This is a genomic window from Nocardia sp. NPDC004654 (genome assembly GCF_040609595.1).
Classification (GTDB): domain Bacteria; phylum Actinomycetota; class Actinomycetes; order Mycobacteriales; family Mycobacteriaceae; genus Nocardia.
This window is the reverse complement of record NZ_JBEXKI010000003.1, coordinates 412,554-432,191: the sequence shown is the minus strand read 5'-3', so window position 1 is coordinate 432,191 and position 19,638 is coordinate 412,554. Positions and strand designations below refer to the sequence as shown.

Below are 19,638 nucleotides of genomic sequence, written 5' to 3'. Positions count from 1 at the left end.
GCCGTCATGGTCTTCGGCCGCAAGAAGAGCAAGAAGGTGGTGCCGTTCCGCACCGCCGGTGAGCTGGACGCCATGGCGGCGGCGGGCGCGGTGGTCGGCCGCACCCTCGTCGCCGTGCGTGCGGCCGCCAAGCCCGGGGTCTCCACCCTGGAACTGGACGAGGTCGCCGAGCAGACCATCCGCGACGCGGGCGCCGTGCCGTCCTTCAAGGGCTACCACGGCTTTCCCGCCTCGATCTGCGCGTCGGTGAACGATCGCGTGGTGCACGGGATTCCCACCGCGGAGGAGATCCTGGTCGAGGGCGATCTGATCTCGATCGACTGCGGCGCCATCCTGGACGGCTGGCACGGCGACTCCGCGTGGACCTTCGGCGTCGGCGAGATCATCGAGGCCGACCGACTGTTGAGCGAGGCGACCCGCCTGTCCATGGAGGCTGGCATCGCGGCCATGGTGCCGGACAACCGGCTGACCGACGTGTCGCACGCCATCGAGATGGGTACCCGCGCCGTCGAGGAACTGCACGGCCGCGCCTACGGCATCGTCGACGGTTACGGCGGACACGCGATCGGCCGCGAGATGCACATGGACCCGTTCCTCGCCAACGAGGGCGCGCCGGGCAAGGGCCCGAAACTCGTGGTCGGCTCGGTACTGGCCATCGAACCCATGCTCACCCTCGGCACCACCCAGACCAAGGTGCTCGACGACGACTGGACGGTGGTCACCCTCGACGGCAGTCGCGCCGCCCACTGGGAACACACCGTCGCGGTCACCGAGGACGGACCGCGCATCCTCACCCTGCGCCCGGAGTAGCGGCGGCCACCGTCGACGCCGGACGTTCCCGGCGGACATCACCCGCATGGCACAACTGGTCGGAACATGTACCGACACTCCAGGTTCGGCCGTACGCTCGCGCGGCGAGGACTCGATTCGCACCGACGCCGCGGGCCGGGCCCGTCTCGGTCGATCTCGCCGTGGTGACCGGCTTCGACACATTCGTGTACCGGCCTTGGTCGCCCGACGGTACCCAGCTCGCCGCTGGATCGGTGACGTCGTTCCTTGCACCCGCGCCCTGCGCGCCTGACCGAAACCTTCGGCGGTGCTGTGGGTTCGGTGGTTCTGCGTTTCGCACCTCCCTCTCTGACGATGCAGTCAGATTAGGTTCCGTGCGGGGGTCGGCTCCCGAGTAGCGAACTACTCGAATCTCGCTGAAGCGGACCGCAGTTGGTGTCCGCGGCACGCGCGAGGTGCCGCAGGCTACCCGGGATGGGCTGCCGCCGAGGGTGTTTCAGTTCTGGCCGGTTTTGCGGAAGAACAGCACGTGATCATGGTCGATCAGCGTCATCGACTTGCGCAGCTGCCGCAGACCCGCGCCGGGCAGGTAGGTCAGGTTCGCGAAGGATTGTGTGTTGCCGAACGCCGACCGCAGTTTGTTCTCGGTGGCGTGGCTGGCGCCGTAGGCGGCGAGCACGCCGAAGTCCAAAGGCGCGAGCGGCTCGTCGAGCGTGGCGGGTCCGGCCGGGCGGCCGAGCGCCGCGTACTGGGTCGCCTTGCCGTGCTCGTAGCGGCACAGCTCGTAGGACGTGTTCGCGGTGGCTGTCACGCTGACCACCGGCCAGCGCTGGGAAAGCCGCAGGGCCAGCGGGTGTTTGCCGACGGGAGCCAGCTCCCAGTTCAGGCTCATCACGGTCACCCAGCCGCCGTAGGACATCTCGATCAACACCACGTCGTCGCCGAGCGTGCTAGCCGTGTTGAGCTCGGCCTCGCCGATCACCCAGTCCTCGTCGTCGGAACTGTGATAGGTGGCGCTGTCGACGGGCTGGATGTCGTCCTGGGCGTAGGCCTCGATGATGGCGGCGCGCAGTTGCGTCATGGCGTCGCGATCCGGACAGCGCACGCCGAGTGCGCCGAAGGTCGGGCCGATCTCGACCGGCGTCGACGGCGGCTCCGGATCCTCGCCCGGCGCGAGCGGCCGCAGCCCGACCAGCGCCAGTCGCCAGTTGATCTCCTCCACCGTGGATAGGTCACCGGAGGACTTGCGCACGATCTGCTGCTGGGTCAGCCGCCCGGCTTGCTCCAGGGTGCGGCACTCCAGTTCGACGAGCGCGTTGTAGGACTTCGGCGTGAGATCCAGATCGCGAATCCCGCACGCGCGCAGCCGGATCGACATGGTGGTCGAAGTGAAGGCGGCGTACCGTTCGCGGTACATCGCCAGTGCCTGCTTGCGCGAGCGGCCGACCATGAGGGTGCGCAGCAGCGTGCTCAGGCTGGCCAGGTACTTGCCCGCCAGGTCGGGATTGGCGGCGGCCAGCTCGGCGCGGATGCGGGCGGCGTCCTCGACGGCGGCGACGGCCGCGTCCTGGTCCAGCCTGCCGAGCCACACGCCGCATTTGCCGAGCCCGTCGGCGCACATACCCGCCACGTGCGGGTGGGTCTGCGCCACTTGGCGATACGCCGCGCAGGCGCCGCGGATGGTCGTCGTGGCGAGGTCGCGACGTCCGGCCGCCCTGGTTACCTGTTCGAAGACCCGTAGCGACTCTTGCAATTCACCGGCGAACCGCGCCTCGACCATTCCCGCGGCCAGCCACCGCAGCCGGATGTCGACCGCTTCCTGCGCAGGGGCGGGCGCCTCCAGGGTTCGGTCTCGGCGCGCGGCGGGATCGTTCTTCGTGGCGACCAGCGCCTTGGCCAGTTCGACGAGCGAAGTGGCCAGGCGGAGTTCGGAATCGACCGTTCGGTCTCGGGCCGCACTGCGATCTACCGCAACCTGTCGTTCGACAGCACTCAGATCCATCGCGAACCCAACTCCCGCATCACCTTCCACAGACGGTCGTTCCTTCGGCCGCATCTGTTCTCGCGGAAAGTCTGCCACAAATCGGGTGCCGTCGCCCGGGAACGATCGGGCTCGCTGCTAGCTGTCAGCTAACTCGGCGCGAACCGCGTGCTCAGGCCTCCAGTAGGAGCGTGACGGGGCCGTCGTTGGTGAGATCGATGTGCATGTGCGCGCCGAAACGGCCCGTCGCGACGGTCGCGCCGAGCGTGCGCAGCGCCTCGGCGAAGGTGTCGACGAGCGGTTCGGCGACCGGGCCCGGCGCGGCCGCCGACCAGGAGGGGCGGCGGCCCTTCGCAGTGTCGGCGTAGAGAGTGAACTGGCTGACGACGAGCACGGGCGCGTTCAGATCCGCGGCCGAACGTTCACCATCCAGGATGCGTAGCCGCCACAGCTTGTCCGCCAGAGCTTTCGCGGTCGCCTCGGTGTCGTCGTGGGTGACGCCGACCAGCGCGACCAAGCCCTGCGGGTCGGGATCGATCCGCCCGACGAGTTCGCCGTCGACGGTCACCTGCGCCGCGGTCACTCGTTGCACAAGAACTCGCATGCGGTGATCATCGCACCCGTTGTCCCCCGGACGGACAAGCACATCGTGGGGTGTCCGACCGCTATGTCAATGCCACTGTGCGGCAGGTCATCAGGAGTGGACCGGGCTATCGGACGATGGCGTGCCGACACATCTGCGCGTAACTCTCAGGGTGTCTTAGGTTCACGTTAAGGCTACTGGCGAGTCGCTCGGGGATGTCATGGTCGGGACGCAGGTCCGAGGTGAAGGGGCGCGGTGGTCCGCGGGTGCACGAGGAGCGATGGCGATGACGAATGTCGAGAACGATCCCGACATGCTGCGCAAGGCCGCGCAGGTGGAGACCGGTCAGGTGCGCGACGCCATCGAATCCGTGCTGACGAATCTGGACTCCGCGTTGGCGGCGCGTGGAACACCCTGGGGCAACGACAAGTTCGGCAGCCGCTTCCATGACGGCGCGGACGGCTACGCCGTGTCGAAGTCGAACGCGCGGACGAATCTGTCCAACGCGTCGCAGAGCTACGACAACTTCGTGACCGGTCAGGTCAGAACCGCCGACACGATGAAGAAGCAGGACATCCAGAACCGCGACGACCTGAGCTGAGCCGGTACGAGGCCATGACAAACGAATACGCCAAGGCCGAATTGGCCAACGTGCTGGAGGAGGTCCAGCAGCAGTTCCGGTCCATCGCCGCGATCCAGCAGGCGCGGGCCGAGCTGACCGCCAGCGCCACCGTGCGCAAGCGGGTGACCGTCACGGTGAACGCCGACGGCACGATCATCGATACCAAATTTCATTCCGGCATTGAGGAATTGACCTACGGGGACATCGCCAAGGCGGTGACGGCCGCCGCCCAGCAGGCCGCGCAGGAGGTCGGCCGCAAGGCTCAGGAGTTGATGGCTCCGGTGCTGGAGCGGCAGGCACGACTGCCCAAGCTGACCGACATGATCGAAGGACTCGCGGATCTGAATGCCGCGAAGCCGGTCGCGCCGCCCGCGACGATGGTGGTCCCCGACACCGGACACGACGCCGACGGTTCCGTACAGGTCTTCCACGACGTGGAGGCGTACACGCCGAACCGCGATCGCGGAGTCACCGACACCAGCTGGTGAGCTGGGGTAATTCTCGATGGTCGATGTTCCTGGCGCCCTGATGTGGCTGCTCGAAGCCGTGGCAGGCTCCGAGTATCCCGAGGGCGACGAGGACGGGATGTGGGGCCTCGCCGACGACTGGCGCACGGCCGCCGCGGATCTGCGCAAGGTTCTCGCCGACATCGATGACGCCATCGCGGCCACCCGCGCCGCGTACCCGCAGGGCGAAGCGCTCGAGAACATGATCAAGGATCTCGAGACCTATCGCAGCGGCGATCAGTCGCTGGAGTTGCTGGCCAAGGATTTGGAGGCCATCGCGGAGAGCGCCGACAGTGTCGGCACCGAGCTCGAATACGCGAAGCTGATGGTGATTTCGTCGCTGGCGCTGCTGGCCGCCGAGATCGCGATCTTCTGGCTGTTCCCGCCGACCGCGCCCGCGGAGACGGCGATCGCCATGGGATTCACCAGGGTCGGGATCCGGATGCTCGCGCAGCGTCTGATGAACAAGATCGTCGAGATTGTCGGCAAGGTCATCACGAAGAAGCTCGCCAACTTCCTGATCCGCCACGTAGCCATCGACACGGTCATCGGCACCGGCCAGGACCTGGGCATCCAGGCGTACCAGGTGGACGCGGGCCACCGGAAGGCGATCGACTGGAACCAGGTCCGAATGACCGCCGTCAGCTCGGCCGCGGGTGCCGCGGTAGCGAGCCCGGTCGGCGACATGCTCGGGCGCAGGTTGAACCGGCCGGGACCGGACGGCACGCCGCGGCTCAGCCCCGCGGTGAGCGGTGCGATCACCGGCACCGTCGCGGGTACCGTCGGCGCGGTCGCGGGTTTCGGCGGCAGCCTCGGGTATCAGCTGGTCACCGCCGCGCACCAGGACGACGGGTCGTGGAACTGGGGCAAGGCGTGGGAGGAAACCAAGAAGAACGCCAAGGACCAGTTCGATTGGCGGATGCTCACGGCCGGCGCCAGCAACGGCGCGATGTCCGGTGCGAGCCGGGCGCGGGCGGACCAGATGTGGCACAGCCGGCATCCCGAGTGGTACGCGGATCCCGCGAGGACTTCGGAGCCCGCCGCACCGCGGATCGGCTATCGGCCCGATGGAGCGGCGGATAGCGGCGCACCGTCGAATACGACTGGCACGCAGGATCCTTCGACTTCGAACGGCGCGAACGGACGCGGTGAGGGTTCGGGTATCAGGCCGCCCGCCGGGCACTCGGACGGTTCGGCGCCCGGGGGTTCGCGTGCCGGTGTGCCCGGTGCGACTCCGCCGACTTCGGAAGGCACGACACCGCAGCAGGATTCGGGCACATCGCCGGATCCGGTGAACACGGGTGAGCCGACCGGAGACCGGGGGGCGGGGGCAGCGCCGGTCGACCCGGCCGGGACGGTTCCGCAGGGGCCGGAGGCGGGCGTTCACACCGATACCGCGCCGGAGGCGGTCAACGACACGCGGCCCGCCACGGGTGACGACCAGATGGTCACCACACCGCCGGTGGCGGAACAGACCGCGCCGCAGATCGATTCGAACGCCGAGCGACCGGAGACCGTGAGCGATGGCCCCGCCGCGGCTCCGGTGGCCGACACGGGCGGCGCTCCGAATCCGGCGGGCGATGCCGCCGGACCTGCCGCGGATTCTCCGGCAATGCATCCGGCGGCCGACGCCTCCGAACGCGCGGAGGCCGTCCAGCCTGCGGCGGAAACACCGCGTGCGCCAGAACAGGCGGCGCCACAGTCCGATTCGACGCAGCAGGCGCAACCTCCGGGTGATCGCGCAGGTCGGGAAGAGGCGGACGGCGCGACGCCGTCGAAGACGGAAACGTCGGTGTCGCAGTCGGATTCGCAGCCGGTGCAACGCGGCGAGCACAGCACTCGGGAGATGTCGCACGAGGCTGGCTCGCCGACGAGCGAAGCGGTGGCTCGTCCCGGTGCGAAGCTCGAAGGCCTCGCCGGGGACGCGCAGACGCCACACCGAGCCGACGAGATCCGCGCGACGGACCACACGCCTGCCGCGACGCCCCCGCTCGCCCAGCCCGGACCAGCGCATTCGGCGGCGGATGCGCGCGCGGGCGGCGAGACCCGGCCCGGCGAGACCCGGCCCGGCGAGACCCGGCCCGGCGCGACACCGCCGCGCGCCACGTTCTCGTCGCTCGCGGACGCGCCGCGCGCCGACGCCCGCCCGCTCGTCGGTGGCGAATCTCGCGCTGACGGTCGCCCGCTCATCGGCGGCGAATCTCGCGCTGACGGTCGCCCGCTCACCGGTGGCGAATCTCGCGCCGACGGCCGCCCGCTCACCGGCGGCGACACCCGCGCCATCGATCCGCGCACAGGGATCAACGATCACCGCACGGCGCCGACCGACGGGCGGGTACAGGGCGTACGGGACGGCCGGACCGACACGGCATCGGTCGAGGACGGGAGCAGGCCACACAGCCGCGCGGGTGCGGCCGATCCCAGCCGCCACGCCGCCGGGCAAGGCCCGCAGGCGCGGATCGCCGCGGAGGAAGCCGCCCCGCGTACGAAACTCGCTGGCATTACGGCGGATTCGGCTCCGCGCGCAAACGAGGACCCGCTCGCTCCCGACGCCGCGGACCTGGCGCCGGTAGCGCTGCCGCCCGTCGTCGGCGCACCGGACGCGACACCCGTGCGCCCCGCCGACCGCACCACCTCGACCGACCGACCGAACACCGGCCGGGACGCGTCGAGGCCAACGGCCGAACGCTCGGACGCCGCGCGTACTCCCGCGGAACGACCGGATACCCGGGCCACCTCGCGCACCTCCGGTGAAACGCCACCCGCGACCACGGACGCCGCGCCGCGCACCTCGGGCCGCAACCGCGGTCGCTGCGCCGAGTTGTCGCTGCGCCTGATCAAGGCCATGACCGGAAGCACGACCATCCGGCCGCCGGCGGGCGCGGTCGGCTTGGACGGCATGTCGGCGGCCGAGGTGCAGACGGCGGCGGGCGGGCAGCTGCGCGCGGTCGCCGATCACGACGCGATCGCCCGACAGTTGCTGGCCATGCCGGAGGGCTCGTCGGCGCTGGTGGTCGACACCTACTCCCGTCCGGTGGACGACCACGGCGTCGGCGCCCACGCCTACGTGCTCGTCCACGAGAACGGCGGCATCGTGGTGCGCGATCCCGGCGGGAACGAGGTGCGGGGCTTCCCGCCGCGACTGCCTTCGGATGTGCGGGCCACGCACGCGATCCTGTTCGATCACCGCGGCAACGCGGTGCATCCGGCCGACGCCGACACTCCCGTGCGCTTCGGCGACGTGCAGATCGGCCGGTCGCTCGGCGAGCTGCCGGACCAGGTCAAGGCACTGCTCGAGCAGACCGTGGTGGGCAGGGAGATCCTCGCCGTGCTGGAGCGCGGTGAGGTGGACGCCAACTTCCTCGCCGAGATCGCCTCCGGGATGGAGGGCCAGTTCCGGCATTCCGACCTGGTGGCCGACGTCCGCACGGGTTCGCGCGATCACCTGGCGCAGGCGCTGACGCTCGCCCACGAAGGCGTGCACGCCGAGTGGGCGCTCTCCGGAGAGACCGCCAACACTGGGCACGGCATCCGCACCATGGACCGCGACGACTACATCCACGCGATGGTGCGCGAGGAGGCATCGGCGTTCGGACGCGAGTTCGAGCTCGCCAGGCAACTTCAGGATCTCGGCTATCCCGTTCCCGACACCGACGCGTTGCGCGGCCCGTATCTCGCCGCCTTCGACGCCGCGATGGACGCGACGCTTCGGTCGAGCCCAGATCTCGACGAGGCGCAGGTCCGCGCGAGGGCGCGGGAGGCGGGCATCGACGCGATCCAGGACGTGCTCGCCGCCCGGCCGTGGAGCGACGGCAGCAGCTACCTCGAGTTCTACGGCGCGGGTTGGGATGCCGCGCACGGCCGGTCGGCCGAGTATCACCGCTGGGTGACGCCCGAAGCGGAATCCGACGTGCGCGAACAGGCGCGGCAGCGCGTGGTGGCGCAGCGGCGCCGCTTCGATCTGTCGGTGCGGCTGTTCGAGATGGTCGACGAGGTGGGCGCCAACATCATCGACGTGGTCGACCCGGACCTGCGCGGACCGGTGTTGCGGACCATGCTCGACGCGAACGATCGGGCGCTGGCCGACCTCGCCCGCGAACTGGGGATAGATCCCGCCGATGTCACTCGCGATGTGCTGCCCGCGCCCGAGGAGCAGCGCAGGGCCGAACTCTTGCACCGCGAATTGCGGATCCGGCTGCTCGCGGACCTCGGCGACCACTACCACCTCCAGGGTGAGCTGGCCGCCCGCGCCGACTCGGCCGCGAACGCGGCGGCGGCGCGCGACGTCCTCGCGGGCGAGCTCGCCGGGGTGGACGGGGTGGAGTCGATCACGCCGCACGTCGCGCTGATCGCGGGCGATCCGCCGCGGCTGGTGGTCGCCGCTCCGGAGCGCGAGCACGCGGACGCACTCGGCGAAGCCCGTGCTCGCGACCCGAGAATCGAAGCGGCGCTGCGTCATCCGGATCTGGACCTGCGGTTGATCGAGGTCGGCGTCCCGGAGACGGACGCTGCCGTCACCGTGAAACCGATCGCGCGCGACGAGCGCGGCGTCGATGTCGTCGACGAGGCGTTGCAGGCGGAGCCCGACGAGGCAACGCCGCCCGCGCGGGTCCCGGGCGAGTCGGCGCCGCTGGCGTCGGCGCGGCGGCTCGAGCAGGTGCGCGAGTTGCTCGACCAGACCGACATCGGCGTGTGGGCCGACGAAGTGTTGCGCGACAACGATGTTCGGGTGGTGCACGAGCCGGGTGCCGAGCCGCGCTACCACCCGGAGCGCCGCACGTTGGTGCTCGATTACGGCGTGTCGGATGTGCAGCAGGCCATCGCGATAGTGCATACCGCGGCGCACCTGCGTGACGCGGGCGCCGGTCTCTCGCCGCATCCGCTGCGCAGCACGCAGGCCGAGTACGTCGACGCGATGGTCCGGCAGGAGAGCAGGGCGCACGCGGCCGAGACGGATTTCGTCAAGCAACTGCGCTCTCGGGGCCACGACATTCCGGTGACCGAGCTCGAGCGCGCCGGCGACCGTGGGCGGGCCGCCGCCCAGGAGCGGCCCGGTGCGCGCGGGCTCGTCGATCCCATGGCGGACAGCGCGATCGATGCGGGTGCGGACGGAATTCGCGCGCACCTGGATTCGCCGCGCGGCAAGAACTCGCTGGGCGATTACGCCGACTTCTACGGCAGGGCTTGGGATCACGCGAACGGCAGGCCGGTCGACGATGCCGCGCAGCCGGGTGAGCCCGGGCCGGTGCCGGTGTACCAAGACGCCGACACCGCCGGATTCGTGGAACTGGGCGAGGTGCCGCCGCACACCGACGATAAGAACCGCGGGCGGTGTGCCGAGCTGGCGCTGCGGCTCATCAAGAGCCTCACCGGTAGTTCGGTGATCCGGCCGCCCGCCGATCCGGTCGGGCTCGACGGTATGTCGCGCACCGAGGTGCAGGAGGCGGCGGGTGGTCAGCTGCGCGGCTACGCCGATCACGAGGCGATCGCGCGGCAGCTGCTGACCATGCCCGAGGGTTCGTCGGCACTGGTCGTCGACGAGTACACGGGGCCGGCCGACGAGTACAACGTCGGCGCGCACGCGTACGTGCTGGTGCACGAGAACGGCGGGATCGTGGTTCGCGATCCAGGCACCGGCGAAGAGAAGGGCTTCCCCCCGAACCTGTCGCGGGACGTGCGGAGCACGCACGCGATCCTGTTCGACGCGGCGGGCGACCCCATCCACTCGCTCCGCGGCGATTCCGGGTTGCAGCCGATCGCCGACTCCGACGTGCGCATCGGCCGGTCGCTGGACGCGCACCCGGATCAGGTACGGGAACTGTTGCGGCAGACCGAGACCGGCCGCCGCATCCTGGCGGGATTCGACAGCGGACCGGTGCGCGAACGCTACGAAACCGCGGCGGACGACGGTCGCTCGGGTCAGTTCGCCAGCGAGGACCTCACCGCGACCGTCTACACCGAGGGCTCCGACCAGGTCCGGCAGGCGTTGACCCTCGCCCACGAGTCGGTGCACGCCGAGCGGTTCGCCGACGGCCGCTCCGGCCAATTGGGCATGGCGCGCGACGAGTTCGTCCGAACCATGGTCCGCGAGGAAGCCGACGCCATGGCTCGGCGGATCGAATTGGCCCGCGAACTCAGGGAACTCGGGTACGACGTCCCGGCGCATCCGTTGGACGACACCTACACCGCCGCCTACGACCGCGCCATGGCCGACCTGTCGAACGGCGACGCGGCGGCGGCACGCGATCGGGCGGCGGAGGCGCTGCGGCACGAGGTCGCCACCAGGGTCTGGGCCAACGGCAAGAACTACGCCGACCACTACGGCGCGGTCTGGGATCGCGGCCGCCCCCGCCTGGACGCTTTCCTCGCCGACGCGGAGACGCCTGCGCCGCGCACGCCCCGGGTGGCGGAGGCATTGCGCACCGGCGCGCTCGACCGCACCGCCGCGGCTGTCCGGCTGCGCGACATCTCCACCGAAGTAAGCAGGCGCGCAAGAGAACTCGGGATCGATCCGACCGCGGATCTGCCCGCGTTGGACGCCGAGGCCGGACGCAGGCTCGACCGGATCGCGGCGGAGCTGGCCGACCCGTCGACCGGGTCAGAGCGGCAGGCCGATCTGCGTCGCGTCCAGCACGATCTGCGTGTCCTGGTGGATCTGGCGGAGCTGCGCCAGGACACCCAGGCGGCGTTCGACGGCCGCGCCGACGCGCTGGCGGCCGAGGCCGCGCGCGAGGTGCTGGCCGGGCGGGCGCCGGACGCGCGGGTCCTCGGCGATCACTACGTCCACATCGCCGGGACGCCCGACCGGATCGTCATGGGTCCGTCGGCCGTGGTGCGCGTGCCCGGCACCCCGGATCGGATCGTCGTCGCGGCGGAATCCGGACAGTTGCGCCGGATCGCTGACGCGGCACAGGCGGATCCACGCGTGCGCGAACTCCGGGAACGCGGCCGCGTCGAATTCGAGCACCTCGCCATCGATGTCGACGAGCACGGCAACGTGGAGGTGCGGCCGGCCGAGACGCTTCCCGCCCGCGGCGCGGAGCCCACCGACCACGTCGCCCCGCAGGACCGGGCCGATGCCGCGACACTGGAGCGTTTGACCCGGATCAGGGAGCAGCTTTCGCGGACGCCCGTCGGTCGCTGGGCGGTCGACGTGCTCGAGCGCCGCCAGGTCACGATCCAGCACGAGTCCGGGGTCGCGGATCAGTACTACCCCGCTCGCAACACGCTGGTCCTCGACGTGGGCGCCTCCGACACCGCGCACATGCTCGCGCTGGTGCACGGCGCAATGCACGCCGAGTTCGCCGACGGGCGTGGCGGCGCGGAACAGGCGCGGCTGCGGATGCAGTCCGATCGGCAGGACTACGTCGACCGGATGCTGGACGAGGAGACCCGGGCGCATGCCTGGGAGATCATCGCGGCGATCCAGCTGCGCGAGGCGGGATTCGACGTGCCGGTCACACCGCTGGAACGGACCTATGTCGACGCCTTCCGCGAGGCCCGCGAGCGCGCCGCGCAGGAGCTCGGCGGACCGCGCCAGGAGCTGGATCGGATCGCGAACGACGCCGGTCTCGCCGCCCTGCGCCCCGAGGTCGCGGCGCACCGGCCCGCGGGATCCGATCGCACGAATGCCGAGTTCTACCGCGACGCCTGGGACGCCGCGCGCGGAAACCGTTCCGAGGAAACGGCTTCGGCCCAAGAGCCCGCGCAGGTCACCGACAACGGCAGGCCCGAGCTGCGCTCCGCCGACAGCGCTGACGAGCCTCCCGCGCTCACCGACCGGCATCTGTGGGTGACCCGCGTCCCGGACCAGCACGCGGCCGAGGTCGGGCAGGTGCTCGAGCTCAGCGACGTCGGCCGCGCGGCGGCGCGAGTGCTGAGCGATGCGGGCGTCACGGTCCGGTTCGATACCGACCGGCCGCAGACCGCGGACGCCTTCGACGTCCGGACCATGGACCTCACCATCGGTGCGCAGGACCGCAGTCAGTCCGCGCAGGCGGCGGCGTTGGTGCGGGCGGGGACCCTGGCCGAAGCCGTGCTGGGCGGCGAGCTCGAGGTCACGCCATCCCGGATTCGCGCGCAGGCCCGCGCCGACTACGTCGCGGCGCGGCTGCGTGCGGAGGCGGCGGCGTTGGGCAGACAAGCCGAGTTCTATCGCGAACTCGGCCCGGTCGGCGACGATTCCGTGTCGCGTCCGCTGGACGACCCGGTGGAGGTGGCCTATCGCCGGGCCCTGCACACGACCTACCTCGACGCCCACGATGCGGCGATAGCGCGGGCGCGGCAACGAGATTCGAGCCTCGACGACGGACAACTGCGCGCGATCGGCCGCGCGGCGGGTATCGAGGCGCTGCTGACGGGCGATATGTTCGACTCGCCGGGCTTCCCGCACGTGGGCAGCAGCCATCGCGATGTCGCGGGTGCGGAGTGGCAGTCCCATCAGCGCGTCGTGCCCCCGGACGGCATGGCCGAATACCGGCCGACGACGCCCGAGGCGGCGCGCCGGGTGGAAGGTCTGGTGCGTCGACTGTCGGCGACCCAACGCGAACTGACGCGGCTGGCGGAGGACGCGGATCGGACACTGCGCCGGACTCAGAGCGGCTGGCGTATCCCCGACAGCGAACTCGGCGCAGACCTGCAATCCGCTCTCGATGCCGTGCGCAACCGTGGCATCGTAGCCACCGACGTCGACCTACAAGCCGAGCTGACCGATCGGTACCACCGGTTGACGGCCGAGCATCGCGCGCTCACCGACGCGCTCACCGACGCCGTGCGTGCCGACCTGGACGCGGCATCCGGTAAGGACGAACGCGAGGTGGCGCCGAGGGCGGGTGTGCACGTCGACGCGGACGGCGTCGTGTTCGTGCGACCCGATGGCGCCGAAGCCGCCGCGCCCGCGCCTCGCCCGGAATCGCCCGCGGCCGATGGCCAGCGGGAGACCCCCTCTCCGCGTGCGGATCTCGTCGACCGCGCCGAACTGCTCTTCGAGCGCGCACGCACGATCCTCACCGACGAGTCCAGCGACATCGGGCGCTGGGCGCTCGACACGCTGAATCGACATGGTGTGCGGATCCGATACACCGCCGAGTCCTCACCGTCGGTGCACCGCGACGGCTATTACGACTCGGTAGAAAGGAGTCCGCTGCTCGGCTACGACCCGACGACGAACTCGGTCGTGCTCCACAACTTCGACTATGCGCGGTACCAGGCGCTGGAGCTGGTGCGGGCCGCGGTACTGGCCGACATCCGTGCGGCCGCCCAGGGCGAACCGCCGTCGCGGCTGGCGCTCTCGCGTACCGAATTCGTCGACCTGATGCTGAATCACGAGGCCGAGGCGGTCGCGCTGGCCTTCGCCCTCAACACCAGGACGCGGGCGACGGACTCCATGATCGGGTCCATGTCGAGCCCGTTGGCCCGTGCCTACTCCGAGGCGTTCCATCAGGCCAGGAACGTCGTGGAGCGGGCTTACGGCAAGAACGACGAGGTGAGTCGCGCGATGCGCGAGGCGGCGGCGTACCGCGCCGCGGTCCGCGCCGTGCGCGACCGGCTCGACGCTCTCGGCCCCCTCGTCGACGGACAGAGCCCGGCGCAGCGCCTCGGCGCGCAGTGGGACCGCGCGCACGGCATCCGGCCCGGCGACAGTGCCGACGCGGCGCCCACGGCGCGGGAAGAGACACCGGCACTGCGGGATCAGCGCAGCCGCGACTACGCCAGGGAGATCGAGGCCTTCCGCGAATTGCGCGCCGCGGGCCGCTACCTCCCGCAGGGTCCCGCCGAACGCGCGTACACCCAGGCCTACGACAAGGCGCACGAACGGGCGACCCGAGCGCAGGCTCGTAAGCCGGACGCACCCGATCCGCGTCAGGTCGCCGAGCAGGCAGGCCGTGATGCCATTCGCCGCTACCTGGACAAGGTCGGACTGGACGAGGCCGAGATCGTCTTCGACGCCGTGCGCGCCGCCGACGTCGACGAGGTCGGCGGGACCAGGTGGGGATACCCCCGCCCGGGCAATCCGTCCGAAATGGTCGAGTCCGGGCCGGTATCGGAGGGCGACGGGACCCCGCCGCGCTCGCCGGATGCCGATGCCGCCGATCTTCTCCAGCGCGCGATCGACGCGGAACTACGCGGTCGGCCGGACGGTGAGCAGCTGAGCCCGCACGTGCTGCGCTTCAAGCCCGAATCCAGCAGACCGGAGTTGCTCGTGCTCGCTCCCGAGGGCGAACACATGGATGCGCTCCAGGCACTGGCCGCCGATCGGCCGGAGCTCGGCAACGTGCTGTGGGACAGCAGCCACAACCTCCGCTACCTGCGTGTATCGCGAGGACCCGATGGCGAGCCGGTGACGCGCTTCGAGAACTGGGACGTCGCCGAGGGGCCCTACCGTCGGCCTACCTTCACCAGCGCGCTCGGGACGATGCTCTCGGAATATCTGCGCTACCGCGCCGCGAACGAGACGAAGCAAGGGTTCGACGCATGGCTGTTGGGCCTCGGTACCGACGCGTTCCTCACCAGGGCGGAGCCGCGACTCGCGCTGCGCAGGGCGAACCAGATCGTCGAGGTTCCCTATCGGGTCGCCGACCAGTTCGTCGCCGCGGGATTCCGTGTCGCACAGCAGAATCCGGGCGTCCGGCCGCCGCACGCCGCAGAGGTCGCCCACCGGCTGCACACCAGGCGGATTCCACAGCCACCGCAGTCCGAACCGCAGGCGCCGCTGCCCAGCCCGCAATTCCGGTGGGAGTCGCTCGAAGTCGGCCCCGCCGAGCTGGCCGTGGTCCTGGAACGCGACGGCGCGGGCGGTTGGCGGGTGCCCCCGCCGACCCAGCGCGGCGGCACCTCGGACGTCCTCGCCAGGCAGTTCCACGGCATGTCGGACACGGACCCGCAGCGCCTGCTCGACCGGATGCGCGCGATCCTGTCCGACGGCTCCGCCGACCTCCGCGATCACAGCGCGCCGCGCGGGCTACTCGACCGCATCAAGGCCAAGCTGCCGTTCGCCCGGACTTCGGAAGGCCCCGTCGACTCGGCGATCCAGCGGGCGGAGGGCGATCGGGGTATCGAGGGCGGGTCCCGGCCCGGGAGGTTCGAGGCTCCCGAGTTCCCCGCCGCGGACCCGAATGCCGGTGGCGGGGCGCAGAAGCCGCCGTCCGAACCGCCGACGCCCACGCCGTCGCCCGACGAATCCGGGGACGGTTCGCGTCCCGGCGAATCCGCGAACAGGCGTGCGACGCCGCCCGAGGGCGAGACTCGCGACCATGTCGTCGAGGTGGACGGCGAGGAGCTGCCGCTGCGTCTGGTGGCCGACGGGGAGGATCGTTGGCTTCCGGTTCCACGCGCGGAGAACGAGCTCGCGCCGAACGAACCGGACTCGGACGAGTCGTCGAACTCGCCCGCGGTCGCCGACCGGAGGCGGCTGCGCGAACTCGGTGACGCGCTGCGCGCCGGGTACCAGGGGCACAACCCGAAGTACCCGTCCGGGTCGAGTCAAGACGGGGCGGGCCAATCGGTGCTGGGCAACGAGGCCGGTCTCCCGCTGACCAAAGACAGCGGTCAGGGGGAAGTGCTCCAGATCAAGTTCAACCCCGCTCGCATCCTCAAAGAGGGCGCGACGATGTGGAAGAGCCGCGAACTCGTTCCCATCCTGAACCGCCTGACCAGCCGGATCCCGGACCAGTCCGGCGATTACCCGCCGGTCGTTCGGCGCGACGGCGAGGAGTACCGCTACTGGCTCGACGAGGCGGACCCGGAGCTGGTGCGCCGGGAACTCGGGGTGGAACTCGACGACCTGCGCAGGCAAGCCGACGAGGAGCAGCAGCGCAACGCGAAACCGGACGAGTCGGCGGAAGCCGAGCAGCCCCCGGTGGTCGGGGCGCCGCAGGGTGAGCCGCGTCCGCGGAGCACAGGCGTTTTCGCCGAACTGTTCGGCGATTTGGCCGATTCCGCGAGCCGCCGCGCGGAGCTCGGCGACGCGCTGATCGCCACCGCCCGCGACCTCGGCGTCGATCCGCGCCGGCTCGGACTCCGGCCGGGCGAGCCGGTCACGGCGGATACCGTTCGCCGAGCGCTCGAGATCCTGCAATACCAGCAGGCCCGCCGTATCGGCGCGCTCGCCGGTCTGGCCGAGGCCGCCGTGCGCTACGACGCCGAGAACCGGCGCATCCCCTACAGCGATCAGGTCAGCTTCTTCGACTCCGACCCGATGACCCGGTTCCTGCGGGAAGTGTTGCGCGCCAACGGTCGTCGCACCACCATGCTCGACTGGGAAGGCGTCAACAACGGCGGCGAACCCGGCCGCGACTGGGGCGATCTCAACTACACCGACCAGCCGGGTCTGGACGAGGGCAACCCGACCTACTTCGAGAATGCCCTGCGTCGTGACCAGATCAAGGACGAGCGCGCGGTCTGGGCGCAGCTGCTCGGCGTCGACCTGGCCGAACTCAGCGCGCATCCGCGCGGCGCGCTCGCCGCCGTCGTCGACCACATCCACACGCGCGCGGCCGATCTCGCGGACTTCGCCCAGCGGACCCGGGAATTCCTGCGGATCGATGGCCAGGTGGACGAGCTCACCGGAATCCTGGCCGATCTCGCGCTGCGCGCCTCGATCGTGTCCGACGGCGGATTCCTGCTTCCCGAAGTGGACGGGCTCGGAATCCTGCCAGGCGAGGCGGGCAAGCCGCCGCGGTTGCTGGTGGTCGACGGTCACCTGGATCACGAGGCGGTGCTGGCGAAGGCGCTGCGCGAACACCCCGATCTCGGCGAGGCGGTGAACGCGAGGCTGGTCGAGGTGGTCTTCCGGATCGCCGACGTCGACCCGGACGGGACCATCCGACTGATGGACAGCGAGCCTGTGCGGGTGCGCCACGTCCGTCAGGAGGTCGAGGGGCGCGTGCTGGATGTGACGCTGATGCGCGACGGTGAGCAGCCGTGGCGTCCCGTCACCGATGCGCCCCCGGCGGGCGACGAGGTCGCGCCGCGCAGGTCGAGCACGCCGGAACGCTTGTCCCGCAGCGAGGTCGAGGCCGCGCGACAGGAGCTGGCGCATCGCTTGGGCATTCCCGAGTCCGATCTCGGCGAGCCCGAGCGCATGGCGGAACGGCTCGAGCAGCTGCGCGCAGAGAACCGGATCCGGGCGGGCCAGATCGAGGCCATCATCGACTACGCCCGAACCGCGTGGGACATCGACGATTTCCACTCGATCGAGGACGCGCGCGGACAGCTGGCGCACCGGCTCGGGCTGGATCCGGCGCAGCTGACTCCCGAGGCGGTCGCGCGGGCGCTGGTGGAGGGCGATCTCGGCAAGGCTCGCCGTCACCAGGCGGTCGAAGACCTGGTCGACTACGCGAAGCTGATGCGCGCCATCGACTCCGGCGTCGTCGACGGCGCGCGGGATCGGCTGGCGGAGCGGCTCGGTGTAGGCCGCAGGAGACGGTTCCCCAAGGATCTGTATCCGCGCAACTACAAGAACGACGAGATGAAGTACCGACCGGACACGTCCGGCACGGATCCGAAGCGGTTGCACAAGGCGATCTCCAAGCTGGCCCGCGAGCCGAGCGAGCGGGAGAACCTGATCGATGCGCTGGCCGAGTACTACCGGACGATCAACGGCCTCGATCAGTTCGATCGGGTGCGGTTGGGCGATCAGGCCGCCGATCCGCGGGTCGCGGACGTCGAATTCCCGGTGCACGACAAGGCGATCGAGCATCTGCTGGACGTCGTCGGCGATCTCGACGCGCTGACCGAGGCCCTCGACGGCGCCCGCATCCTCGACGGCTTCGGCATGCTCGGCGCGAACAACTCGCGACCGGACCCGGATCCGGTGGCCGGGCCGGACTTCACCAGGACCGTCGGTGTCGAGCTGCCCGCGCCCGTCCGTCCCACCGACACCGACGCGGAGAAGGCCGCGAAGGCCAAGAGGTGGGCGAAGGTCTACGAGGTCTACCGCGACGGCAAGATCGACCAGAAGGAACGGCTCAAACCGCAGCAGCTGGCCCAGGTACAGGCCGAACTGCGCCAGGAAGTCCGCGACCGCGCCGCCGACATCGACGAGATGGTCGAGCTCAACCGGCGAGCCGCGGAACTGGACCGCGCGGCGCAGCGGCCCGCGGAGATCGCCCGGCTGCTCGCCGAACGGGATGCCGTGGTGCGGGAGCTGGATGCGGCGCGGGCCGAGCTGGATGCCGCGACCGCACGGTACCGGGATGCCGAATCGCGCGCTCGCGCTGATGAATTGGACGATCTGGCCGCCGCGGCTCGCCGGAACCGCGATGCCGAGATCGAGTTGGCGCGGTTGGATGCCGAGTTGGCGGCGACCCGGCCCGAGAACCCGCCTGACACACCGCCGTTGGGTGCTGTCCGGGCCGGACCCGACGAGCCGAGCTCCGGCGGAAAGGGGAGGCCCGAGCCTGTCGCGGATGGTGGTGGCGGTGGGAAGAAGCCGCCGCAGAATCCGCCTCCGGCGCCCGCGCCGGATCCGGGTGAGCCCACGCCCAAACCTGAAGCGGGCGAGCCGACGCCCGGGTCTGAAGCGGGCGAGCCGACGCCCAGACCGGGTGAGACGACAGGGGCTCGCCCCGGTGAGCGGACGCTTGCACCCGAATCGGGTGAACAGGCGACCGCGCCTCCGGCGGGCGAGCCGAGGCTTGGGCCTGAGGGAGGCGAGTCGACGCCGAGGCATGAAGCGGGCGAGCTTGCACCCGCGCCCGAACTCGGCGAGTCGACGACCGGGCACCGGTCGGGGGAGCGGACGCCTGCCTCCGAGCCAGGTGAGCGGACGACCGGGCCCGCCGTGGACGAGCAGACGTCCGCGCCCGACTCGGCCGAGCCCACGCCGGGACCTGTCGCGGATGGGAAGAGGCTTGCGCCCGAATCGCATGCGCCCAGGTCCGTTGCCGAACAGGCGACGTCGCGGCCCGAGGTGGCGTCGGCGCGGCGGGTGACGGAGATACTCGCCTCGGAGAACGTGGCGGCGGTACGGGCATTGGACGCGGCTCGCACGGCGCGGGCGGCGGCGATGGAGGGACTGCCGGTCCGGGAGGCCGAGCTCACCGAGGACGCGCTGCCCGGCACCATTCGGCGGCTGACCGCAGAGCTGCCCGGCCAGACGGCGCGCGTCGAAGCGCTGCGCGACGCAGCCGTTCGCTTCAACAAGGCCGAGGACGAA

At 70.9% G+C, this 19,638-nt stretch carries 6 protein-coding genes (1 of these 6 cut by a window edge); 4 read left to right on the top strand and 2 right to left on the bottom strand.

Features of this window, described 5'->3' with window-relative positions; translation table 11 throughout:
* Nucleotides 1-6: 6 nt before the first annotated feature.
* Entirely contained in the window at nt 7-810 is an 804-nt protein-coding gene (gene map, locus ABZV58_RS11920) for a type I methionyl aminopeptidase (RefSeq protein WP_355000143.1), read from the top strand.
* A gap of 475 nt (nt 811-1,285) precedes the next feature.
* Here the strand turns inward: map and ABZV58_RS11915 are convergent, their stop codons facing one another.
* Together ABZV58_RS11915 and dtd are read right to left on the bottom strand one after the other, a co-directional pair.
* On the bottom strand, nt 1,286-2,791 hold the full coding sequence (locus ABZV58_RS11915; protein ID WP_355000142.1) for a hypothetical protein: 1,506 nt from the start codon (nt 2,789-2,791) through the stop codon (nt 1,286-1,288).
* 151 nt (nt 2,792-2,942) lie between these two features.
* Nucleotides 2,943-3,374: a D-aminoacyl-tRNA deacylase gene (dtd, locus tag ABZV58_RS11910; RefSeq protein WP_355000141.1), complete on the bottom strand. Its 432-nt coding sequence runs from the start codon at nt 3,372-3,374 to the stop codon at nt 2,943-2,945.
* Nucleotides 3,375-3,639: 265 nt separating this feature from the next.
* Between dtd and ABZV58_RS11905 the strand changes: the two genes are divergently transcribed.
* The 3 genes in view from ABZV58_RS11905 to ABZV58_RS11895 are tightly spaced (at most 16 nt apart) and all read left to right on the top strand, a layout consistent with a single transcriptional unit that may run on beyond the window.
* On the top strand, nt 3,640-3,954 hold the full coding sequence (locus ABZV58_RS11905) for a hypothetical protein (protein ID WP_355000140.1): 315 nt from the start codon (nt 3,640-3,642) through the stop codon (nt 3,952-3,954).
* 14 nt (nt 3,955-3,968) lie between these two features.
* The gene (locus ABZV58_RS11900; RefSeq protein WP_355000139.1) at nt 3,969-4,463 is read left to right on the top strand and encodes a YbaB/EbfC family nucleoid-associated protein; all 495 of its coding nucleotides are present in this window, start codon (nt 3,969-3,971) and stop codon (nt 4,461-4,463) included.
* A 16-nt stretch (nt 4,464-4,479) separates the two neighbouring features.
* Nucleotides 4,480-19,638, top strand: the 5' portion of a protein-coding gene (locus tag ABZV58_RS11895; RefSeq protein ID WP_355000138.1) for a hypothetical protein. 12,591 nt of this gene lie beyond the right edge of the window; only the first 15,159 of its 27,750 coding nucleotides appear in the window; its start codon is at nt 4,480-4,482; its stop codon lies off the right edge, out of view.